18 protein-coding genes are annotated in these 18,919 nt (G+C 59.7%); 10 read left to right on the top strand and 8 right to left on the bottom strand.

Annotated elements, in window-relative coordinates; genetic code table 11:
- Nucleotides 1-96 precede the first annotated feature (96 nt).
- A complete protein-coding gene (locus tag NOR97_RS11045; RefSeq protein ID WP_257599120.1) occupies nt 97-2,145 on the top strand; it encodes an acetyl/propionyl/methylcrotonyl-CoA carboxylase subunit alpha in 2,049 nt (682 codons plus the stop codon).
- Between the two features lie 76 nt (nt 2,146-2,221).
- Here NOR97_RS11045 and NOR97_RS11040 read toward each other — a convergent pair whose 3' ends face one another.
- Complete coding sequence (locus NOR97_RS11040) at nt 2,222-2,668, bottom strand: DUF4174 domain-containing protein (RefSeq protein ID WP_170343659.1); 447 nt, start codon at nt 2,666-2,668, stop codon at nt 2,222-2,224.
- A 168-nt stretch (nt 2,669-2,836) separates the two neighbouring features.
- On the opposite strand from NOR97_RS11040, the gene scpA reads away from it, so the two are divergent.
- The 6 genes from scpA (at nt 2,837) to NOR97_RS11010 (ending at nt 8,300) form a co-directional block, all read left to right on the top strand.
- On the top strand, nt 2,837-4,963 hold the full coding sequence (gene scpA / locus NOR97_RS11035) for a methylmalonyl-CoA mutase (RefSeq protein ID WP_257599119.1): 2,127 nt from the start codon (nt 2,837-2,839) through the stop codon (nt 4,961-4,963).
- A 105-nt stretch (nt 4,964-5,068) separates the two neighbouring features.
- Nucleotides 5,069-5,671, top strand: a complete 603-nt coding sequence (locus NOR97_RS11030; protein ID WP_170343661.1) for a VOC family protein — start codon at nt 5,069-5,071, stop codon at nt 5,669-5,671.
- A complete protein-coding gene (locus NOR97_RS11025) occupies nt 5,668-6,156 on the top strand; it encodes a GNAT family N-acetyltransferase (RefSeq protein WP_257599118.1) in 489 nt (162 codons plus the stop codon). Before NOR97_RS11030 ends, NOR97_RS11025 begins: the two co-directional genes overlap by 4 nt.
- 45 nt (nt 6,157-6,201) lie before the next feature.
- Nucleotides 6,202-6,882 (top strand): molecular chaperone DjiA, encoded by a 681-nt coding sequence (locus NOR97_RS11020; RefSeq protein ID WP_170343663.1) that lies wholly within the window; start codon nt 6,202-6,204, stop codon nt 6,880-6,882.
- 4 nt (nt 6,883-6,886) lie between these two features.
- Entirely contained in the window at nt 6,887-7,888 is a 1,002-nt protein-coding gene (locus tag NOR97_RS11015) for an endonuclease/exonuclease/phosphatase family protein (RefSeq protein ID WP_257599117.1), read from the top strand.
- A gap of 37 nt (nt 7,889-7,925) precedes the next feature.
- A complete protein-coding gene (locus NOR97_RS11010; RefSeq protein ID WP_170343665.1) occupies nt 7,926-8,300 on the top strand; it encodes a hypothetical protein in 375 nt (124 codons plus the stop codon).
- Between the two features lie 12 nt (nt 8,301-8,312).
- Here the strand turns inward: NOR97_RS11010 and NOR97_RS11005 are convergent, their stop codons facing one another.
- From NOR97_RS11005 to NOR97_RS10985, 5 genes are all read right to left on the bottom strand, one after another.
- Nucleotides 8,313-9,857: a Ppx/GppA family phosphatase gene (locus NOR97_RS11005; RefSeq protein ID WP_170343666.1), complete on the bottom strand. Its 1,545-nt coding sequence runs from the start codon at nt 9,855-9,857 to the stop codon at nt 8,313-8,315.
- Between the two features lie 49 nt (nt 9,858-9,906).
- On the bottom strand, nt 9,907-10,596 hold the full coding sequence (locus tag NOR97_RS11000) for a DnaA ATPase domain-containing protein (RefSeq protein WP_257599116.1): 690 nt from the start codon (nt 10,594-10,596) through the stop codon (nt 9,907-9,909).
- Nucleotides 10,597-11,670 carry an AI-2E family transporter gene (locus tag NOR97_RS10995; RefSeq protein WP_170343668.1) on the bottom strand — a complete coding sequence of 358 codons (1,074 nt, stop codon included), beginning with the start codon at nt 11,668-11,670 and terminating at the stop codon, nt 10,597-10,599.
- Between the two features lie 89 nt (nt 11,671-11,759).
- Nucleotides 11,760-12,734, bottom strand: coding sequence for an isopenicillin N synthase family oxygenase (locus tag NOR97_RS10990; RefSeq protein WP_257599115.1), 975 nt, complete (start codon nt 12,732-12,734; stop codon nt 11,760-11,762).
- Complete coding sequence (locus NOR97_RS10985; RefSeq protein ID WP_257599114.1) at nt 12,734-14,098, bottom strand: FAD-dependent oxidoreductase; 1,365 nt, start codon at nt 14,096-14,098, stop codon at nt 12,734-12,736. The genes NOR97_RS10990 and NOR97_RS10985 overlap by 1 nt, the downstream gene beginning before the upstream one ends.
- Nucleotides 14,099-14,266: 168 nt before the next feature.
- Here NOR97_RS10985 and proS point away from each other — a divergent pair, with 168 nt between their 5' ends.
- Nucleotides 14,267-15,607, top strand: a complete 1,341-nt coding sequence (proS, locus tag NOR97_RS10980) for a proline--tRNA ligase (RefSeq protein WP_170343671.1) — start codon at nt 14,267-14,269, stop codon at nt 15,605-15,607.
- A 116-nt stretch (nt 15,608-15,723) separates the two neighbouring features.
- Here proS and NOR97_RS10975 read toward each other — a convergent pair whose 3' ends face one another.
- Nucleotides 15,724-16,083: a hypothetical protein gene (locus tag NOR97_RS10975; RefSeq protein ID WP_170343672.1), complete on the bottom strand. Its 360-nt coding sequence runs from the start codon at nt 16,081-16,083 to the stop codon at nt 15,724-15,726.
- A gap of 356 nt (nt 16,084-16,439) precedes the next feature.
- Between NOR97_RS10975 and NOR97_RS10970 the strand changes: the two genes are divergently transcribed.
- Both NOR97_RS10970 and NOR97_RS10965 read left to right on the top strand, forming a co-directional pair.
- Complete coding sequence (locus tag NOR97_RS10970; protein WP_257599113.1) at nt 16,440-17,735, top strand: lipoprotein-releasing ABC transporter permease subunit; 1,296 nt, start codon at nt 16,440-16,442, stop codon at nt 17,733-17,735.
- Nucleotides 17,728-18,414, top strand: a complete 687-nt coding sequence (locus NOR97_RS10965) for an ABC transporter ATP-binding protein (protein WP_257599112.1) — start codon at nt 17,728-17,730, stop codon at nt 18,412-18,414. The genes NOR97_RS10970 and NOR97_RS10965 overlap by 8 nt, the downstream gene beginning before the upstream one ends.
- Here the strand turns inward: NOR97_RS10965 and NOR97_RS10960 are convergent.
- Nucleotides 18,398-18,835 (bottom strand): DMT family transporter, encoded by a 438-nt coding sequence (locus NOR97_RS10960; protein ID WP_257599111.1) that lies wholly within the window; start codon nt 18,833-18,835, stop codon nt 18,398-18,400. The genes NOR97_RS10965 and NOR97_RS10960 overlap by 17 nt on opposite strands.
- Between the last annotated feature and the right edge of the window lie 84 nt (nt 18,836-18,919).

The raw sequence follows: 18,919 nt of genomic DNA, 5'->3' as shown, positions 1-18,919 counted from the left end.
TGTCGTCCCGCCCGTCATCGCGCATCACGCCGTCGTGGGGATTGTTCCCTGCGGCGGCGTTTTGCGTTTCCAGAACACCAAGCCAAAGGACGTTCCATGTTCAATAAGATCCTGATCGCCAACCGGGGCGAGATCGCCTGCCGGGTTATCAAGACCGCCCGCAAGATGGGTATCGGCACCGTCGCCATTTTCTCGGACGCGGACAAGAACGCGCTGCATGTGTCGATGGCGGACGAAGCCATTCATATCGGCCCGCCACCTGCAAACCAGTCTTACATCGTGATCGACAAGGTCATGGACGCCATCCGCCAGAGCGGCGCGCAGGCGGTCCATCCCGGTTATGGCTTCCTGTCCGAAAACGCCAAGTTTGCCGAGGCGCTGGAAGCCGAAGGCGTGGCGTTTGTCGGTCCTCCGAAAGGCGCGATCGAGGCGATGGGCGACAAGATTACCTCGAAGAAAATCGCTCAGGAAGCAAACGTGTCGACAGTTCCCGGATACATGGGGCTGATCGAAGACGCGGAAGAGGCGGTCAAAATCTCGAACCAGATCGGCTATCCTGTCATGATCAAGGCCAGCGCCGGGGGCGGTGGCAAGGGCATGCGGATCGCGTGGAATGATGACGAAGCGCGCGAGGGCTTCCAGTCGTCAAAGAACGAAGCAGCAAGCTCGTTCGGGGATGACCGGATCTTCATCGAGAAATTTGTGACCCAACCGCGTCACATCGAAATTCAGGTTCTTTGCGACAGTCATGGAAACGGTATCTACCTGGGCGAGCGCGAATGCTCGATCCAGCGCCGCAACCAGAAAGTCGTGGAAGAGGCGCCGTCGCCGTTTCTGGACGAAGCGACGCGCAAGGCCATGGGGGAACAGGCCGTGGCGCTGGCCAAGGCCGTGGGCTATTCCAGCGCAGGCACAGTCGAGTTCATCGTTGACGGTGAAAAGAACTTCTATTTCCTTGAAATGAACACCCGCTTGCAGGTGGAACACCCTGTTACCGAACTGATCACAGGTGTTGATCTGGTCGAACAGATGATCCGCGTGGCAGCGGGTGAAAAGCTGTCGATCACGCAGGACGACGTGTCTCTGACCGGATGGGCGATCGAAAACCGCCTGTACGCCGAGGATCCGTATCGCGGCTTCCTGCCCTCGATTGGCCGTCTGACCCGGTATCGCCCGCCTCAGGAGACGGCAGCCGGACCGATGCTGGCCAACGGCAAATGGCAGGGGGATGCGCCCGAAGGCGATGTTGCCGTTCGAAATGATACCGGCGTCTATGAAGGCGGTGAGATCAGCATGTATTACGACCCGATGATTGCCAAACTGTGTACCTGGGCTCCGACCCGTGATCAGGCGATCGAGGCGATGCGCGTGGCGCTGGACAGTTTCGAGGTTGAAGGCATTGGCCACAACCTGCCGTTCCTGTCCGCCGTGATGGATCATCCGAAATTCATCAGCGGCGATATGACCACGGCCTTCATCGCCGAGGAATACCCCGACGGGTTCGAGGGCGTCGAACTGGCCGAGGCAGACCTGCGCCGGATTGCGGCGTCCTGCGCGGCCATGCATCGCGTCGCTGAAATTCGCCGGACCCGCGTGTCGGGCCGGATGGACAATCACGAACGCAAGGTCGGCACCGATTGGGTCGTCTCCTTCGGGCGCGAGATCCAGTGGCCTGTCAAGGTTGACGCGGATCAGGATGGGGCCACGATCAGGTTTGACGACGGTCAGGAAATGCGGGTGACGGGTGATTGGACTCCGGGCGATCAGCTTGCTGTCATGACGGTCGATGACGCGCCGCTGGTCATGAAGGTGGGCAAGATCTCGGGCGGGTTCCGCATCCGTAACCGCGGCGCGGATCTCAAGGTGCAGATACGCACTCCGCGCCAGGCCGAACTGGCGCGTCTGATGCCTGAAAAACTGCCGCCGGACACTTCGAAAATGCTGCTGTGCCCGATGCCCGGCCTGGTCGTGAAGATCGACGTCGAAGTGGGGCAAGAGGTGCAGGAAGGCCAGGCGCTGTGCACCATCGAGGCGATGAAGATGGAAAACATCCTGCGCGCCGAGAGGAAGGGCACCGTTGCCAAGATCAATGCAGGCCCCGGCGACAGCCTCGCCGTGGACGAAGTGATCATCGAGTTCGAGTGATCATGACTGCGCTTTTGCCATACCAGTCAAAGCCTCCGGCATTCCGTGCCGGGGTCTTTCGGGCTGGCGAAAGCGTTCAGCCGCCTTCGCGCCGTTCGCGGATTTCGCGTTCGCGCAGGGGTGTCTTGTCGATGGACCGGCCAATCTCGCGCACGCTCCACGGAGAAGGTTTGCGCAGTTTGACCACGCCGTCCTTGTCGACGAATACCATCTGGAACCCACGCGGGCGCAGCTGTGACCGGATCGGCGACCGCGCCGATGGATCGGTATCGGTCAGAACCACCACGTCACGCTCACGCATTGCGGCTTCACCTTCGAGCAACATGTCGATCTGTTGCTGGAACCGCGGGTCCGCCGGCGTGTCGGCAAAGACCACGATCGGGCGGCTGACCCAGAGAAAATCGCTGAGTTCGCTGTCACCTACCGGGCGGACAAAACTGTCTTCCGTCGTCGCCGTGCCATCCGCCGCCCAGACGGACAGCGGGATTAGTGTCGAAAAAACAAAGGCAAGCGTGCGTGTCATGTGGCCTCCTGTTCCTTCGAATATAGCCTCTGTGCCACCGATTGCGACCGACGATTTGTACCAAACACTCAAAATGTCGCGCTTGCGCCTGAATGAAACGGCCAAGCGCAAGACCTCAATGCGGAAGCTTTCGACTGCCGCCATCCGAATTGACAAGAGGAAACCGAAATGACCGACACCAAGGATTGGAAAGCGCTGGCCGAGAAAGAGCTGCGCGGACGTCCGCTGGACGACCTGACCAAAGAGACGCTGGAGGGCATCGCGGTCAAACCGCTCTATACGCAGGAAGACACCGCCGGTTTGCCGCATATGGGTTCGCTGCCGGGCTTTGGTCCGTTTACACGCGGTGTGAAGGCCACGATGTATGCGGGCCGTCCCTGGACGATCCGTCAGTACGCGGGCTTTTCGACCGCCGAAGAATCCAACGCCTTCTATCGCCGCAACCTGGCGGCGGGCCAGCAGGGTGTTTCGGTCGCCTTCGATCTGGCCACCCACCGCGGCTATGACAGCGACCATCCCCGCGTGGTTGGTGACGTTGGTAAGGCTGGCGTGGCCATCGACAGTGTCGAAGACATGAAGATCCTGTTCGATGGCATCCCGCTCGATAAGGTCTCGGTCTCGATGACCATGAACGGCGCGGTGATCCCGATCCTGGCGAACTTCATCGTTGCGGGTGAAGAACAGGGTCATGACAAATCCGTCCTGTCCGGCACCATTCAGAACGACATTCTGAAGGAATTCATGGTGCGCAACACCTATATCTACCCGCCGGAACCTTCGATGCGGATCATCTCGGACATCATCGAATATACCTCGAACGAGATGCCCAAGTTCAACTCGATCTCGATCTCGGGCTATCACATGCAAGAGGCCGGCGCGAACCTGGTGCAGGAGCTGGCCTATACCCTGGCTGACGGGCGCGAATACGTTCGGGCCGCGACACAGGCCGGGATGGACGTGGACAAGTTCGCAGGCCGGCTGTCGTTCTTCTTTGCCATCGGCATGAACTTTTTCATGGAGATCGCCAAACTGCGCGCCGCGCGCACGCTGTGGCACCGGGTCATGACCGAGTTCGGCGCGAAATCCGAACGGTCCAAAATGCTGCGCACCCACTGCCAGACGTCAGGTGTCAGCTTGCAGGAACAGGACCCCTACAACAACGTGATCCGCACCGCCTATGAGGCGATGAGCGCGGTTTTGGGCGGCACACAGTCGCTTCACACAAACGCTCTGGACGAGGCGATCGCGCTGCCCACCGACTTTTCGGCGCGTATCGCCCGGAACACGCAGCTGGTGTTGCAGGAAGAGACCGGCGTGACCGATGTGGTCGATCCGCTGGCGGGGTCCTATTACGTCGAAAGCCTGACCAATGAACTGATCGAGAAAGCCTGGGCCCTGATGGAAGAGGTCGAGGAAATGGGCGGCATGACCAAGGCCGTGGCCAGCGGCATGCCCAAGCTGCGCATCGAGGAAAGCGCCGCGCGCCGCCAGGCCATGATCGACCGGGGCGAAGAGGTGATCGTCGGGGTCAACAAGTATCGCAAGGAACAGGAAGACCCGATCGACATTCTGGACGTCGACAACGTGGCCGTACGCGAGGCCCAGGTCGCGCGTTTGGAACGCATCCGTGCGACCCGTGACGAGGCTGCCTGCCAACAGGCGCTGGACGCTTTGACCAAGGCTGCCCAAGAGGGCGGAAACCTGCTGGCCGCTGCGGTCGAGGCCGCCCGTGCCCGCGCATCCGTAGGAGAGATCAGCATGGCAATGGAAAAGGAATTCGGCCGCCACCGCGCCGAAGTGAAAACCCTGGCCGGCGTTTATGGGGCGGCCTATGAGGGTGACGAAGGCTTTGCCGCGATCCAGAAATCCATCGAGGAATTCGCCGACGCCGAAGGCCGCCGCCCCCGTCTGCTGGTGGTCAAGATGGGGCAGGACGGTCATGACCGTGGGGCCAAGGTCATTGCAACCGCCTTTGCCGATATCGGGTTCGACGTGGACGTGGGCCCCTTGTTCCAGACACCGGCCGAAGCCGCGCAGGACGCGGTGGACAATGACGTGCATGTGGTCGGCATTTCCTCGCAGGCGGCAGGGCACAAGACATTGGCCCCGCAACTGGTGGAAGAGCTGAAAAAGGCCGGGGCCGAGGACATCATCGTGATCTGCGGCGGGGTGATCCCGCAGCAGGATTACCAGTTCCTTTATGATCATGGGGTCAAGGCCATCTTTGGCCCGGGCACCAACATTCCCGAGGCCGCTCAGGACATCCTGCGCCTGATCCGCGAAGCGCGCGGTTGACGAAGGTCAGGTTTTCTTCGAAACATCTTGCGATTGCGCCTCTTTGGCGAAAACATACGGCCAGATCCGCAAGGATCTGGCCGTAATACTTGCAGGAGGTGGCGCATGTTACTGGATCATCTGGCCGTCGCGGGTGAAACGCTGGAAGACGCAACTGCCCATATCGAACAAGCGCTTGGCGTTGCGCTGCAACCCGGCGGCAAGCACGAGACGTTCGGGACATACAACAAATTGCTTGGCCTCAGGGACGGTCTCTATCTGGAGGCGATCGCGATCGACCCGCAGGCGCAAACTCCGGGCAGAACGCGATGGTTCGATCTGGACCGCTTCGAGGGCAGCCCGCGTCTGACCAACTGGATTTGCAGGGTCGACGATATCGAAGCCTCGCTTTCCGTGTTTCCCGATGGTGTCGGGCAACCGATCGACCTGACCCGGGGGGCGTTACGATGGCGCATGGCGGTTCCGCCAACCGGGCGCTTGCCGTTCGACAACCTGTTTCCCGCACTTATCGAATGGCAGGGCGACCTTCACCCGGCCGACATGCTGCAAGACAGCGCCTGTCGGCTGCGGCGTTTGGTTGTGTACCACCCGGATGCATTGACGCTGGCCAGACATCTGGGTGCATTGGAATATGTGGTGTTCGACACCGGTCCGGCCGCGCTCAGGGCTGAATTCGAGACGCCCCATGGGGTCCGGGTGCTGGAATGATCATTCGCCCGGCCGTGGGGGCTGATGCGCCCGCAATCGCCAGGATCACCAATGCGATCATTGGCGAGTCCCTGATCACGTTCACGACCGATGAGCGCAGCACGACGCAAATCACCGAGGACATCGCGGCGCGGGGCACCGGATTTCTGGTCGCCGAACTTGATGGGCAAGTTGTTGGTTTTGCCACCCATGCCCCGTTTCGTGCGGGGCCCGGATATGCGCAGACGCGCGAACATTCGATCCAGCTGTCACCGAACGCGCGCGGAAAGGGCGTTGGGCGTGCTTTGATGCGCGCGCTGGAGCAGGCCGCACGAACCGACAGGGTGCATGTGCTGGTCGCAGGCATCTCCTCGGCCAATCCGGGTGCTGTGGCGTTCCACGCGGCGCTGGGCTTTTCGCAGGTTGGTCGCATGCCCGAAGTAGGGTTCAAATGGGGCCAACGGCTGGATCTTGTGCTGATGCAGAAAATTCTTTCGCCTGAGTGATCTGTCGCACCTGACAGTCCCGGATTGTGACGCTAGTCTATGCCCATGTCGATCTGGACCCGCATATCCGAAGCGCTCAGTGCGCTGGCCCAAGGCGAAAGCCTGACCGCAGTTTTTGAAAAGCTGCGTTCGCCCCCGGAACGTTCGGTGGCTTTCACGATTGCAGTGATTGCGCTGGGTGCAAAAATGGCCAAGGCAGACGGTCAGGTGACACGAGACGAGGTTACGGCCTTCCGCGATGTGTTCCAGATCGCGCGTGAAGACGAGGAAGGTGCCGCGCGGGTCTTCAACATGGCCCGCACGGATGTGGCGGGGTATCAGGACTATGCCCGCAAGATCGCCCGGATGTTTGCCGAAGACAGCACCACGCTTTGCGACCTGATGGAAGGGCTGTTTCACATCGCCATGGCCGATGGGTTCTACCACCCCAATGAGAACGCGTTCTTGGAAGAAGTGAGCAAGATCTTCGGGCAGACCGACGCTCAATTCAAAGCATTGCGGGCGCGATTTGTTCCGGATGCGCCAAAAGATCCTTACACGGTTCTGGGTGTGCCGCAGGACATGCCATTGCCCGATATCCGCAAAGTCTGGCGACAACTGGTCCGCGAAACGCACCCGGACGCCATGATGGCGCGCGGTGTTCCGGAAGAGGCGATCAGACTGGCCGAGAAAAAGATGATCGACATCAATCGCGCCTGGGATGAGATCAACGGCGCGCGGGCCTGACAGGATGCGGCTGGCGACCTACAATATCGAATGGTTCGCCAATCTTTTTGATCAAAAAGACAATCTGATTGTCGATGACACCTGGTCCGGGCGGCATGACGTCACCAAGGCGCAGCAGGTCGAGGCGATTGCAAAAGTGCTGACCGCGATTGACGCAGACGCGGTATTGATCGTCGAGGCTCCGAACACCGGCAAACGCCAGAATACGGTGCGGGCCCTGCAAACCTTTGCCGAGGCTTTTGATCTGCGCACCTCTGACGCGGTGATGGGGTTTGCCAACGACACCCATCAGGAGCTGGCGCTGCTTTACGACAGGACCGTTCTTACCGCGCGCCATGATCCCAGGGGTGACATCGACGACCCCTTGGCCCCCCGGTTTGATGGCGAGTTCAGAATCGACCTGGATATAGATGCGACCGAGGATGTTGTGCGGTTTTCCAAACCACCGATGGAATTGGCGGTGACCACGCAATCGGGCCGCGAGGTCCGGCTGATCGGAGCTCATTTGAAATCAAAGGCTCCGCATGGGGCTGGGTCGCGGGATGAGGCGATCCGTATCTCGATTGCCAACCGCCGCAAGCAATTGGCACAGGCGGTCTGGCTGGCAAGGCGGGTCGAGATGCACGTTGCAAACCAAGAACCTGTCATTTTGCTGGGAGACCTGAACGATGGCCCCGGGCTGGATGAGTTCGAACACCTGTTCGGCCGGTCTTCGGTCGAGATTTTGCTGCAAGCGGGTTTGTTCGATCCGCACGCGGTGACGGCTCATGGTTTTCGGCCCGGATCGATACCTTCCACGGCCCGCTTTGCCCGTCCGGAAGAAGGCAGGTTTCTCGAGGCTCTTCTGGATTATATACTGATTACCCAGGATCTGCGTGCCTACCGTCCGGCCTGGCGTATTTGGCATCCGTTTCGCGACGCGTTCTGCTGGTCCGCACCGGACCTGCGACAGGCGCTGTTGACGGCGTCGGATCATTTCCCGGTCACGCTGGACATCGACCTGTGACCTTTCACGCCTGCGGCAGGGGGACTATATATCAGGTATGAAACACGTTTTGCTGATCAGCATGATCACGGCTGGCATTGCCGCACCCGCCATGTCGCAGGAGGACAACAGCAAATCCCTGATGGAGCAGGGGGCCGAGCTGTTCTTCGAAGGTCTGCGCAAGGAAATGGAACCGGCGCTGGATGAGCTGCTGGGCCTCGCGGATGAGTTTGGCCCGGCGATGCAGTCGTTCTTGCGTGAAATGGGCCCGGCACTGGCCGAGCTGGGGGCCGAGATCAAGGACTGGAGCGCTTATGAAGCGCCCGAGATCTTGCCCAATGGTGACATCATCATCCGCAGGAAACAGGCCGAGGGACCGCCAGAGCCTGAAAACGAAGAAGAAGCGTTGCCCGAAGGCGCAACTGATATCTGATCGGATCGATGGTCAGCCCCTGATGATCACGCGCGTTTCGGATTTCAGGGCGTTTGCCAGAGAATTCAGGCGCGCTTCGGCAACTTCGCTGAACAGGGGGGCCGCTGCTTCGGGCAGGTACAGCTCCAGCTCGCGCTTTTTGGGATAGAATTTCAGGCGACCCATATTGGCGTCATTGTGCATCCACAGCATCGCGCCAAAGCGCATCGCCTTGCCCAGAATCTCGGCCTCTTTCTGGCCTTTTTCGTCCAGCAGATCATACAAGGGCGCAAAGCGGTTGCCCTCGCGTTTGTTGCGATACCGGTGCTGCAAGGCCAGCCCGATAAAGACACGTTCGGAGTGCTTCAGACCACCCAGATTGGCGCGGGTGACGTTGTCGAAACAGACTTCGGCCCGGTAATCGGGATGAGCACGCCAGCTGACATCGTGCAGCAGGCACGCAGCCTTGATCAGCCGAACGCTGCTGGGGGGCGCTGATTTGAACAGCGGCATCACGAAATCATAGAGGTTGCGGCCAAATCCGGGCAGGCGGGCATCCTTGGATTCGGCAAAAAGGCTTGCTTCGATCAACGGGTCCCGGTCGCGCAACTCCTGCGACATCTGTTCATACAGCAATCCTTCACGGATCCCATAGCTGGAAATGGCGATGTCCTTGGGTTTGAACGTTCGTATCAGCCGGGCCAGAACGTCCATTGCGTAAGGGATGAGCGACATGCGCGAGCTGGATACACCGGCCTGGCTGCGCAGTTTTTCATGATCGTTCTTTTCAATGAACTTGATCGTTTCACGAACCTGTTTTGTCGTCATCCGGTATTCATGCAGCACGTTCAGCGGATAGCCGCGCCGCAGCATGTCCAGCCGGGCAAAGGCCCGCCAGCTGCCGCCAACCAGGAACAGACGATCTCGCTGCGGACCCATCTCATCGCGCAGCTTTTCCATCGTACTTTTGATATGAGCCTTGCGTGCACGCCGTCCGCCCTTGATATCGCGCAGTTTCAGTGGCCCGAGCGCCGAGGTCAGGCGGCGGCCCACCTGACCGTCCCCGATCTCGGCCAGCTCCATCGAAGACCCGCCGATGTCGCAGATCAGGCCATAGGCGCCGGGCCATCCCAGCAGCACACCCTGAGCTGAAAAACGGGCTTCTTCTTCCCCGGTGATGACTTCCACGTGCAGCCCGGTTTCCGCCTTCACCTGATCGCAGAAATCCGGTCCGTCCTTTGCCTCGCGCACAGCAGCCGTGGCCACGACATGCAGGCCCGGCAATTCCAGATCAACCGCCAGATTCTGAAACCGTCGCAGCGCCGCCAGTGCCCGTTCGCGCCCACGCGGATTCAGCCGCCCGGTCTCGGACAGGCCCGCGCCCAATTCGCACATGACCTTTTCATTGTAGAAATAGGCCGGTGATCGGGCCGCACCGTCAAAGATGACCATCCGGACCGAGTTGGATCCGACATCGACAACGCCGACACGCGACAAAGCCCGGGTTCCAGGCTCGTCGAACAGTGGCTTTCCGAAAGGTCCCCAGTCAGGGATGTCGGTTGCTGCGGTCTGATCCATGTGTCTTCCAGGTAATGCTGTGTGAGGATGCGAAATTGGCGGGTGCGGGTCAATCACCCGTCTCGATCTCATCCGGGCTCATGTTCAGAACCCGCACGGCCAAAGTGCGGGTGATGTCGCGCTTTTCCATAAGGGCCAATTGATCCAGTTGCGCCACCACGTCGGCCGCAGTTTCAAATCGCCGATCCATGTGTTTGACGAGATAGGCGATTACCTCGGGGCCGGGGTTCAGCTGCCGATCTACGAACAGTTTGGCCAGAACCGCGCCCAGCAATGCATCGTCGGGCGGGTCCAGCGCCACGTGATGGGCACCTTCGACCCGGCTTTGCAGGTCCGCCAGTGGCAATTCCCAGAACTTCGGGGCCAGCCGACCTGTCATCAACAAGGCGTGCCCTTCGGCCAGAACCAGATTGTGCAGGTGAAACAGCGTTTTCTGCTGGTCGATATCGTTGGCGATCATGGGCACGTCTTCGACGGCAATTGGCCTGCGTGCCAGATCCGGGACGTCGTCATACCGCAAGTCGGCGGCCTGAATGATGCGTCCGCCGGTTTCCGCAGCCCAGACATGCGCCAGATGGGTTTTGCCTGCGCCAGCCGGGCCAGTCAGTACAAGCTTGTTTCCCGGCCAGGATGTGGCCGAGATCATCGCCACAGCCAAAGCATTGGCAGGCGACACAAAGAAATCCTCACGCCCGAGCGCAGTCTTGGCGGGCAGATCAAAGCTGAGTTGTCGGGGCATTTACTCGGTTTCCTGATCCTGACCTTCAAGACCGGTATAAAGTCGGCTGTCCAGGTACAGCGATGTGGCAAATCGGGCCAGCACGCCCAATGCGGCGGCCACGGGCACGGCGATCAGCATACCGACAAAGCCGAACAAAGCCCCAAAGACAGACAGGGCCAGCAGCAGCCAGACCGGGTGCAGCCCGACAGAGTTGCCCACCAGCTTGGGTGTCAGGAAATTCCCCTCGGTGACCTGTCCGATGGCAAAGATGCCCGCGATCAGCCCGATATGCGCCCAATCACCCCAGAACTGAAACAGCGCCAGCCCGATCGCCAGCGAACCACCGATCAGGGCGCCCAGGTAAGGGATGAACGTGACCAATCCCGCAATGAAACCCACAATCAGGCCAAATTGCAGACCGGCAAGCATCAGGGCAACCGCATAATAGGTGCCAAGGATCAGGCAGACCGTCCCCATCCCGCGCACGAAAGAGGCCAGCACGGCGTCAATCTCACCGGCCAGCCGCCTGATGGTGGGGGCATGGTCACGCGGCAGGAGTTCTCCGATGCGAGCGATCATGCGATCCCAGTCCAGCAGCAGGTAAACAGCCACGACGGGTACGATCACCAGCAAGACGACGATGTTGATCGCAGATCCAAGCGACGCGAGAACCGTTTGCAGGACATCCCCGGTTTTGGATTTCAGCATGTCGCCGAAGGATACCAGCATCTGATGAGTATTTGATTCCCGGTCCAGCAGCGACGGGAACTGTTTTTCAATGAACCCGCGCAATTGCTTGAACAGATCGGGCAGAACGTCGATCAGATCCAGCAACTGGGTAATCAGGGCAGGTACGACCATCAGGACCGCCAACATAAATCCCAGAACGCCGATGACGGTGATGATGGCTGTGGCTGCGACGCGCGACAGGCCCAACCGCTCCAGTCGATCCGCAACGGGATCAAGAAAATACGCAATTGCTCCGCCAATGACGAAGGGCAGCAGGACATCCCCCAAGGCCCAGAGGATCAAAACAAAAACCGCAGCGACGATGCCCCAGTATCTCAGCTGATCCTTTACCGGCAAAGCCATGGCAATCCCCTTGTTCAGGCCCTTGCAGGCGTTCTTGGCGCATCAAAGCCCATGATGCAAGCGCTTCATTGGGAAGGGCTTTGCCGGTATCAATCGTACAAGGTCCCCAGTTCCGGGGTGTCTTCTTCTGCGGTTTCATCAGGCCAGTTGGTGCGCCAGATTTCCGCCGACCAGTGACCACAATGAACCGCTGGGCGGTCAAAGCCGGGCAGGGCGGGCAACAATGGCTCAACAATGACGTCATGGCGGGGTACGGCGAAATAGGGGAACGAGTACCGTTCCTTGCCCGATCTGTTCACCACCCGGTGTGGCGTGGACTTCAACCGCCCGCCTGACCACAGTTCCAGCATGTCGCCGATATTCACCACAAAACCGCCGAGTGGGCAGTCTGGTGAAATCCACTTGCCGCTGCGGGTCTGCACCTCGAGCCCGCCCACCGGATCGGGCGCGATGATGGTCAGTGCGTCCGTATCCTTGTGCGGATGGATGCCATAACCCGCTTCATCCGCAGCCTGCGGGGGATAGTGCAGCAATGTCATATTGGTCATCGGGTTTCGGAACGCGTCGCGCAAAATGCCAGAGGTCAAGCCCAGGCCGGATTCCAATGCGCCCAACAACACATCAGTGACCTGATCCAATTGACGCCAATAATCCAGGATGACCTCTTTTGCCTCGGGGACTTCAGCGGGCCACAGGTTCGGGCCGTACAGGGCACACTCGGCGCGCACGGGGTCGGTGGCGGCAACCTCGTGGTGCAGCTTGTAACCCTCGTATTTGTCGGCCCTGCCGGATCCATCGTTGGGTGTGAAAAAACCCATCGGGATATAACCGCGATAATTCTCGCGTGTGATGGCCTGATCCCATTTGCGGGCTTCATTGATGGCAAAGATCTCTCGTGTGGTCTGACGGACCTGATCCACCGTCTGCTGGGACACACCTGTTCCGGTGATGGACAGAAACCCGATCCCCGTGCAGGCCTCAATAATGCTTTGTACCGTTGCATCAAAGGCTGCGCTGCCAGGATCGGACAGCGGCGAGATGTCTATTGTCGGAATTCTGTCCATCAGTGAATCCTGACCCCCTGACGCTCTAGTTCCGTGTGAACAGGTGCCAGGTTCAATTGATCCAGGTCCTGATTGCTTTTCAGCGACATCGCGGCTGCAACGCCCGCGCCCTGACCCATGACGGCGCAGCAGGCCATGTTGCGCGTGGCGGCATGGGCCACCCGGTCGGCACCGTGTGACCGCCCCGCGACCAGCAGGCCCCTGACGCCCCTGGGCAGCATCGAGCGGTACGGAACCTGCATGTACCGCCCCGTGGTCGGCAGGATCAGGATGGCATACCCGTCGATGAATTCGGGGTAGATGCCGATCGTATCCTCGAACCGGCCCTGATGGCGGGCGTCGTTTTCGGTCATGTTGTATACCGCATCGATTTTGCGGGTGTCGCGAATACCGATGGTCATACCGAAATTCCGCAGCCGAGCGTTCGCGCAGCCGGGCATGAACCGGCGCAGGGCTTCGATGGCCAACATTGACTGGCGCCGACCTTCGATTTCACCGCGCGTCAGGCTGTCGGGGTCGGTCCCGTCGATCCCGGCCAGGTGAATGAGGTTCATGTAGGTCAGTTCGCCCGTGTCATGCATCGCGCCCCAGGTGCCGGCGATGGTGTTCAGATGCGGCGGGATCAGACCTTCATCAATCGCCTGCTGGAAGGGCTTGTGCACGAAGGGTGAGAACATGTCGTCCTCTTTGCCGCTGGTTTCGATATTCCACTCACCGCCGCCGCCCCAGTCCTTGTAGGTCTGCGGGTCGGCCTTGACGCCCTCGATAAAGGCGCGCTTGTCCACTCCGGCCAGGTGGAACATGACAGAGGCGGCCATCATGTCCTCCCGTGGCGTTTTATGCGTCGGGGCCCCCGCGCGATGGGCCACATCGGCGTCGCCGGTTGCATCGATTACCACCTTGGCCAGTATCGCCTCGCGCCCGGCCTTGGATTCGGTGATGATGCCGATGATCCGGTCCCCTTCCATGACGGGGGCGACGAATTGCCGGTGCAGCATCGGGTGAACACCCGCCTCTTCGACCAGCTTGTCCGCCACCAGCTTGAACCCTTCGCTGTCCAGTTCATAACTGAGCGACTGGCTTTCGGGCACCGCCGCGCCCATCTCTTTGGCGCGGGTTTCGAATTCCATCCCGATGCCGCCGGCCTCGACGGTTTGCTCGTGCCGGTACCAGGCGAATCCTTCGACGCCGACGGCGGTGATGTTGCCGCCCATGCACCCGAACCGGTCAACCAGCGAGACGTCCACACCTGTCCGCGCTGCGGCCAGTGCTGCGGCCAAACCGGCAGGACCGGACCCGACGACCAGCACGTCTGTAGAGTGGACAACGGGAATGCTGCGGGCGGGTTCCTGAATGGTCTGCATCAAGGCCTCATGGGTTTTGAGTTTGCGCCACAATTGGAATTCCCGATTGCAGGGTCAATCAAAAAACCGACTGACGCGAAGTCGCAAAAACACCAATGCCCGATTGCCCCCGGCGGTGGTTTGACATAATCACCTTTGAAGTCGAAATTTACCTTTGAAGGTTAACCCATGCGCCTCAGCCGTTACTTTCTGCCCGTTCTCAAGGAAAACCCGTCCGAGGCCCAGATCGTCAGCCATCGGCTGATGCTGCGTGCCGGGATGATCAAGCAGGCCTCTGCCGGGATTTATTCCTGGCTGCCGCTGGGCTTCAAAGTGCTGCGCAAGCTGGAAAACATCGTCCACGAAGAACAGGCGCGGGCGGGTCACATCGCGATTCAGATGCCCATCATCCAGTCGGCGGATTTGTGGCGTGAATCCGGACGCTATGATGATTATGGTCAGGAGATGCTGCGGATGAAGGACCGGCATGACCGTGACATGCTGTTCACACCCACAGCCGAAGAACTGGTGACCGATATCTTCCGTGGCCACGTGAACAGCTACAAAGACCTGCCGCTGACCCTCTATCAGATCCAGTGGAAGTTCCGCGACGAAATCCGCCCGCGTTTCGGCGTGATGCGGGGCCGCGAGTTCTATATGAAGGACGGCTACAACTTCGACCTCACCAAGGAAGACGCGCTGCACGCCTATAACCGCCATCTTGTCAGCTATCTGCGCACCTATGAACGTATGGGCCTTCAGGCGATCCCGATGCGCGCGGATTCCGGGCCCATCGGCGGCGATGACACCCATGAGTTCCTCGTGCTGGCTGACACTGGTGAATCCGAGGTCTTCTATGACAGCGCCGTTACCGACCTGACCTTTGGTGATCGTGAGATTGACTATGACAGCCGCGAACAATGTCAGGCCATTCTGGAAGAGTTCACCTCGAAATACGCGCGCACGGATGAAACGCATGACGAGGCGCTGTTCAATCAGATCCCCGAAGAACGCCGCCGCGTGGCGCGTGGTATCGAAGTTGGGCAGATCTTCTACTTCGGCACGAAGTATTCCGAGCCGCTGGGTGCGACCGTGCAGGGCCCGGATGGAAAACCGGTTCCGGTGCATATGGGCAGCCACGGGATCGGTGTCAGCCGTCTGGTCGGCGCGATCATCGAAGCCAGCCATGACGACAAAGGCATCATCTGGCCCGAGGGCGTGACCCCGTTCCATTGCGGCATCGTGAACCTGAAGCAGGGTGATGAAGAAGCGGATGCCGCCTGCGACAAAATCTATAACGCTCTGACGGCCTTGGGGCTGGAGCCGCTTTATGATGACCGCAATGAACGGGCAGGGGGCAAGTTTGCGACCATGGATCTGATTGGTCTGCCCTGGCGGATCACGGTCGGCCCGCGCGGTCTGAAGAATGGCGTTGTTGAACTGACCTGCCGCCGGACCGGCGATAGCGAGGAACTGAGCCCCGAGGCGGCCGTTACCAAAGTTGCTGAAATCTACCAGCAGATTGCCTGAGCACCGTCACCGGTGACGGGTTTTGGTGTCACGCAACACAGATCCGTTTCACCAAGGTGGCCATGCGATTGCTTTGGCCACCAGATGTGATCTGACCAATTCGATTGGTTGAGACGTCAGTCTTGGTCTGCCGTCGGGCGCGTTGCCAGGATGTCGCCGTTGGCCCCGTCGCCCCGTGCCACCACGATCGGACGACCCAGCCGGTTGACCAGTTCGCGAAACTCAAGGCCCAGAAACCGCAACCCGCAAACCCGCGCGTCCGTGGTTCGATCCGTGATACACAGACGCCCTTGCCGGAAAACCAGACGGTACCCTTTGTCTTTCAGAATATCCGTCAGATTGCCCCAGCTTGCCGCGCTGGCAAAGATTGGCCGAATGGCCGCACGCAGCAGCGCCGCTGTTTCACAATCCAGTTCTGTTGATGCTTGGCGGGACGGAATTACCCCCGCACCGTTGGTTGAGATTTGAAAATTCATTGAGCGACCCCCGCTCCTTAAATGTGTTCCCCCACAAGTAGGGTGACAAAGTTTCTGAAAATAATCAAAAAGAGTAATAAAATTTCGCGCCCATTGTTGCTTTTTCGATTCAGGAGTTCACAAAGCGCGATGATTAACTTCATACATGAAACAATATCAGTTTGTCTGTGATGCGCTTCACAACTCATGGTGTAACGCCTGCTTCCGAAGTCATCCGATTGGCTCAATCGTTCCAGTTGCGCACCGAGTTGATTCGGCTCATTCAGGCTGAGGAGTCGGGTCAGAGGGACAACCGGCTTGACCATCGGGTGAAATGCCGAAACTGTCCCCGCGAACACGAACACCCCGGAGCATGTATGGCCAAGACACCCCCGCCCTTTGCCCCTTTTGAATGGAAAATCGCATGGCGTTATCTGCGGGCCCGCAGGGTCGAGGGTGGCGTCAGTGTGATGACCTGGATTTCCCTGATCGGGATCACACTGGCAGTGTTTGCCCTGATCGCGACATTGTCGGTCCGGTCCGGCTTCCGTTCCGAATTCGTCGGCACCATTCTGGGCGCAAACGCGCATGTGACGGTCTATTCGTCAGGCGAGATCGATGCCCAGGGGCGGGTGGATCGCACGATCGCCGACTACGAAGAGCGCGCGGCCCGTATCGCACAAGTGCCCGGTGTTCAACGCGCGGCTCCTTTGGTGAAGGGGCAGGTGCTGATCACCAACCGCGACCGCAGCAGCGGCGTTGAAGTGTTTGGAATGCGACCCGACGATCTGCTTGATCTGCCGGGTATAGCCCAGGCAGAGCAGGCTGTGGGGGACTTGTCAGAATTTCAGACGGGTCAGGATGTCATTGCAATTGGGTCAGGCGTGGCGCGTAGCATAGGCGCCACCGTGGGGGACGTCGTCAAGTTGACCTCGCCCAACGGGGTAAAAACCGCCTTCGGTACGTCGCCCCGCGTGAATGCCTATCGCGTTGTCTATGTGTTCTCGGCGGGGCGCTATGACATCGACCGAACGCGTGTCTACATGCCGTTTTCGCAGGCGCAGAGTTTTTTCAATCGCGAAGGTGTGGCGGATGAGATCGAAGTGATGGTGGAAAAGCCCGAGGAACTGGGCCCGATCCTGATTTCCATTCTCGAAGCATCGGGCGAGCGCAGCCAGATCTGGACCTGGCAGGATGCATCCGGTGGATTCCTGCGGGCATTGGAAGTCGAAGACAACGTGATGTTCATCATCCTCTCGATCCTCGTTCTGATCGCCGCGATGAATATCGTCTCGGGCCTGATCATGCTGGTCAAGAACAAGGGCCGCGATATCGGCATCCTGCGCACCATCGGTCTGAGCGAAGGGTCGGTGCTGCGTGTGTTTTTCATCTGCGGCGCTTTTACCGGCCTGATCGGAACGGCTTTGGGAGTCATCCTGGGGTGCCTTTTTGCGATCTATATCGATCCGATCTTTTCGTTCGTGAATTACGTGATGGGCGGTGGCGTCTGGGATCCGTCGATCCGGGGCATCTATGCTTTACCCGCCGAGCTGCACCTGAGCGATGTGCTCAAGGCCATCGGCCTGTCGCTTGGCCTGTCCTTTGTCGTCACCTATTTTCCCGCCCGTCGAGCGGCGCGGCTGAACCCGGTCGAGGCGTTGCGCTATGAATGATGTCACATTGCGTCTGAAGGGTCTGACCAAGACCTATCTGAAAGGCAAGCCGGGCGAAGTGCAGGTCTTGCGCGGAGTTGATCTGGATCTGCGCGCGGGTGAGGCCGTAGCCATGGTTGCGCCCTCTGGGGCAGGTAAATCAACGCTTCTGCATATCGCCGGTCTGCTGGACATGCCCGACGAAGGAACCGTCGAAATCGGCGGGCAGAATGTATCGGGCAAGGGCGACCGGACCAGAACCGCATTGCGTCGGCAGGATGTCGGGTTCGTGTATCAATTCCACCATTTGCTGCCGGAATTCACGGCATTGGAAAACATCACCCTGCCGCAACTGGCCAATGGTGTGTCGGACAAGGCCGCACAGGCCCGGGCGCTGGACCTGCTGGACCGTGTCGGCGTCGCCGCACGCGCCAGCCACCGCCCCGCAGCGCTCTCTGGCGGGGAACAACAACGGGTGGCATTCTGCCGGGCCTTGGCCAATGCGCCCCGTGTTTTGTTGGCGGATGAACCGACGGGCAATCTGGACCCCGAAACCTCGGATCAGGTTTTTGATACATTGATGAAGCTGGTGCGGGACGAAGGGTTGTCGGCGTTGATCGCAACGCACAATCTTGACCTGGCGGCGCGCATGGACCGGATGGTCCGGCTTGAGGGCGGAGTGCTCAGGCCAGTTGAGTGATCGCAACACCAATGGCCATGACGGCGATCCCGCCCGTCCGCATGAGCGTAAGCGGTTCGACCTGTGCGCCGAACAGGCCGAAATGGTCGATGGCCGCAGCGCTGATCAATTGCCCGAGCAGCACAAAGAACACGGCATTGCCCACCCCGAAATGCGGTGCGACATGGGTGATCGACAGGACATAGAAAGCAATCAGGACACCTGCAAGCAACAGGTGTTTCGGCGCATTGGCAATCTTGGACAAGGCCGCAAATCCGGGAAACAGCGCCATGACCAACGCCGAGGCGACGAAGGCGATGGCAAACAGCACAACAGCTGCCGCAGTTGGCGACCCGATGACTTTGCCCAGCGCCGCGTTAAGCGCGGCCAGGATCGGAATTCCAAATCCGGCGGCCAGCATGATGGCGGCGTATTGTGTCATTGCCCGAACCCTCTGTACCTTTTTCGTTGATCTGGATCATTGCGCCATGACGGCCATCGGGCAACCCTGCAAATGCCAATCCAG

Source organism: Ruegeria sp. YS9 (assembly GCF_024628725.1).
GTDB lineage: Bacteria > Pseudomonadota > Alphaproteobacteria > Rhodobacterales > Rhodobacteraceae > Ruegeria > Ruegeria atlantica_C.
Note: the sequence above shows the minus strand (reverse complement) of the source record. Positions and strands in the feature narration are given on the sequence as shown.

Excerpts from the sequence above, each read along its gene's own strand:
- NOR97_RS11045 (WP_257599120.1), top strand. The coding sequence starts at position 97 with ATGTTCAATAAGATCCTGATCGCCAACCGGGGCGAGATCGCCTGCCGG.
- NOR97_RS11040 (WP_170343659.1), bottom strand. The coding sequence starts at position 2,668 with ATGACACGCACGCTTGCCTTTGTTTTTTCGACACTAATCCCGCTGTCC.
- scpA (WP_257599119.1), top strand. The coding sequence starts at position 2,837 with ATGACCGACACCAAGGATTGGAAAGCGCTGGCCGAGAAAGAGCTGCGC.
- NOR97_RS11030 (WP_170343661.1), top strand. The coding sequence starts at position 5,069 with ATGTTACTGGATCATCTGGCCGTCGCGGGTGAAACGCTGGAAGACGCA.
- NOR97_RS11025 (WP_257599118.1), top strand. The coding sequence starts at position 5,668 with ATGATCATTCGCCCGGCCGTGGGGGCTGATGCGCCCGCAATCGCCAGG.
- NOR97_RS11020 (WP_170343663.1), top strand. The coding sequence starts at position 6,202 with ATGTCGATCTGGACCCGCATATCCGAAGCGCTCAGTGCGCTGGCCCAA.
- NOR97_RS11015 (WP_257599117.1), top strand. The coding sequence starts at position 6,887 with ATGCGGCTGGCGACCTACAATATCGAATGGTTCGCCAATCTTTTTGAT.
- NOR97_RS11010 (WP_170343665.1), top strand. The coding sequence starts at position 7,926 with ATGAAACACGTTTTGCTGATCAGCATGATCACGGCTGGCATTGCCGCA.
- NOR97_RS11005 (WP_170343666.1), bottom strand. The coding sequence starts at position 9,857 with ATGGATCAGACCGCAGCAACCGACATCCCTGACTGGGGACCTTTCGGA.
- NOR97_RS11000 (WP_257599116.1), bottom strand. The coding sequence starts at position 10,596 with ATGCCCCGACAACTCAGCTTTGATCTGCCCGCCAAGACTGCGCTCGGG.
- NOR97_RS10995 (WP_170343668.1), bottom strand. The coding sequence starts at position 11,670 with ATGGCTTTGCCGGTAAAGGATCAGCTGAGATACTGGGGCATCGTCGCT.
- NOR97_RS10990 (WP_257599115.1), bottom strand. The coding sequence starts at position 12,734 with ATGGACAGAATTCCGACAATAGACATCTCGCCGCTGTCCGATCCTGGC.
- NOR97_RS10985 (WP_257599114.1), bottom strand. The coding sequence starts at position 14,098 with ATGCAGACCATTCAGGAACCCGCCCGCAGCATTCCCGTTGTCCACTCT.
- proS (WP_170343671.1), top strand. The coding sequence starts at position 14,267 with ATGCGCCTCAGCCGTTACTTTCTGCCCGTTCTCAAGGAAAACCCGTCC.
- NOR97_RS10975 (WP_170343672.1), bottom strand. The coding sequence starts at position 16,083 with ATGAATTTTCAAATCTCAACCAACGGTGCGGGGGTAATTCCGTCCCGC.
- NOR97_RS10970 (WP_257599113.1), top strand. The coding sequence starts at position 16,440 with ATGGCCAAGACACCCCCGCCCTTTGCCCCTTTTGAATGGAAAATCGCA.
- NOR97_RS10965 (WP_257599112.1), top strand. The coding sequence starts at position 17,728 with ATGAATGATGTCACATTGCGTCTGAAGGGTCTGACCAAGACCTATCTG.
- NOR97_RS10960 (WP_257599111.1), bottom strand. The coding sequence starts at position 18,835 with ATGACACAATACGCCGCCATCATGCTGGCCGCCGGATTTGGAATTCCG.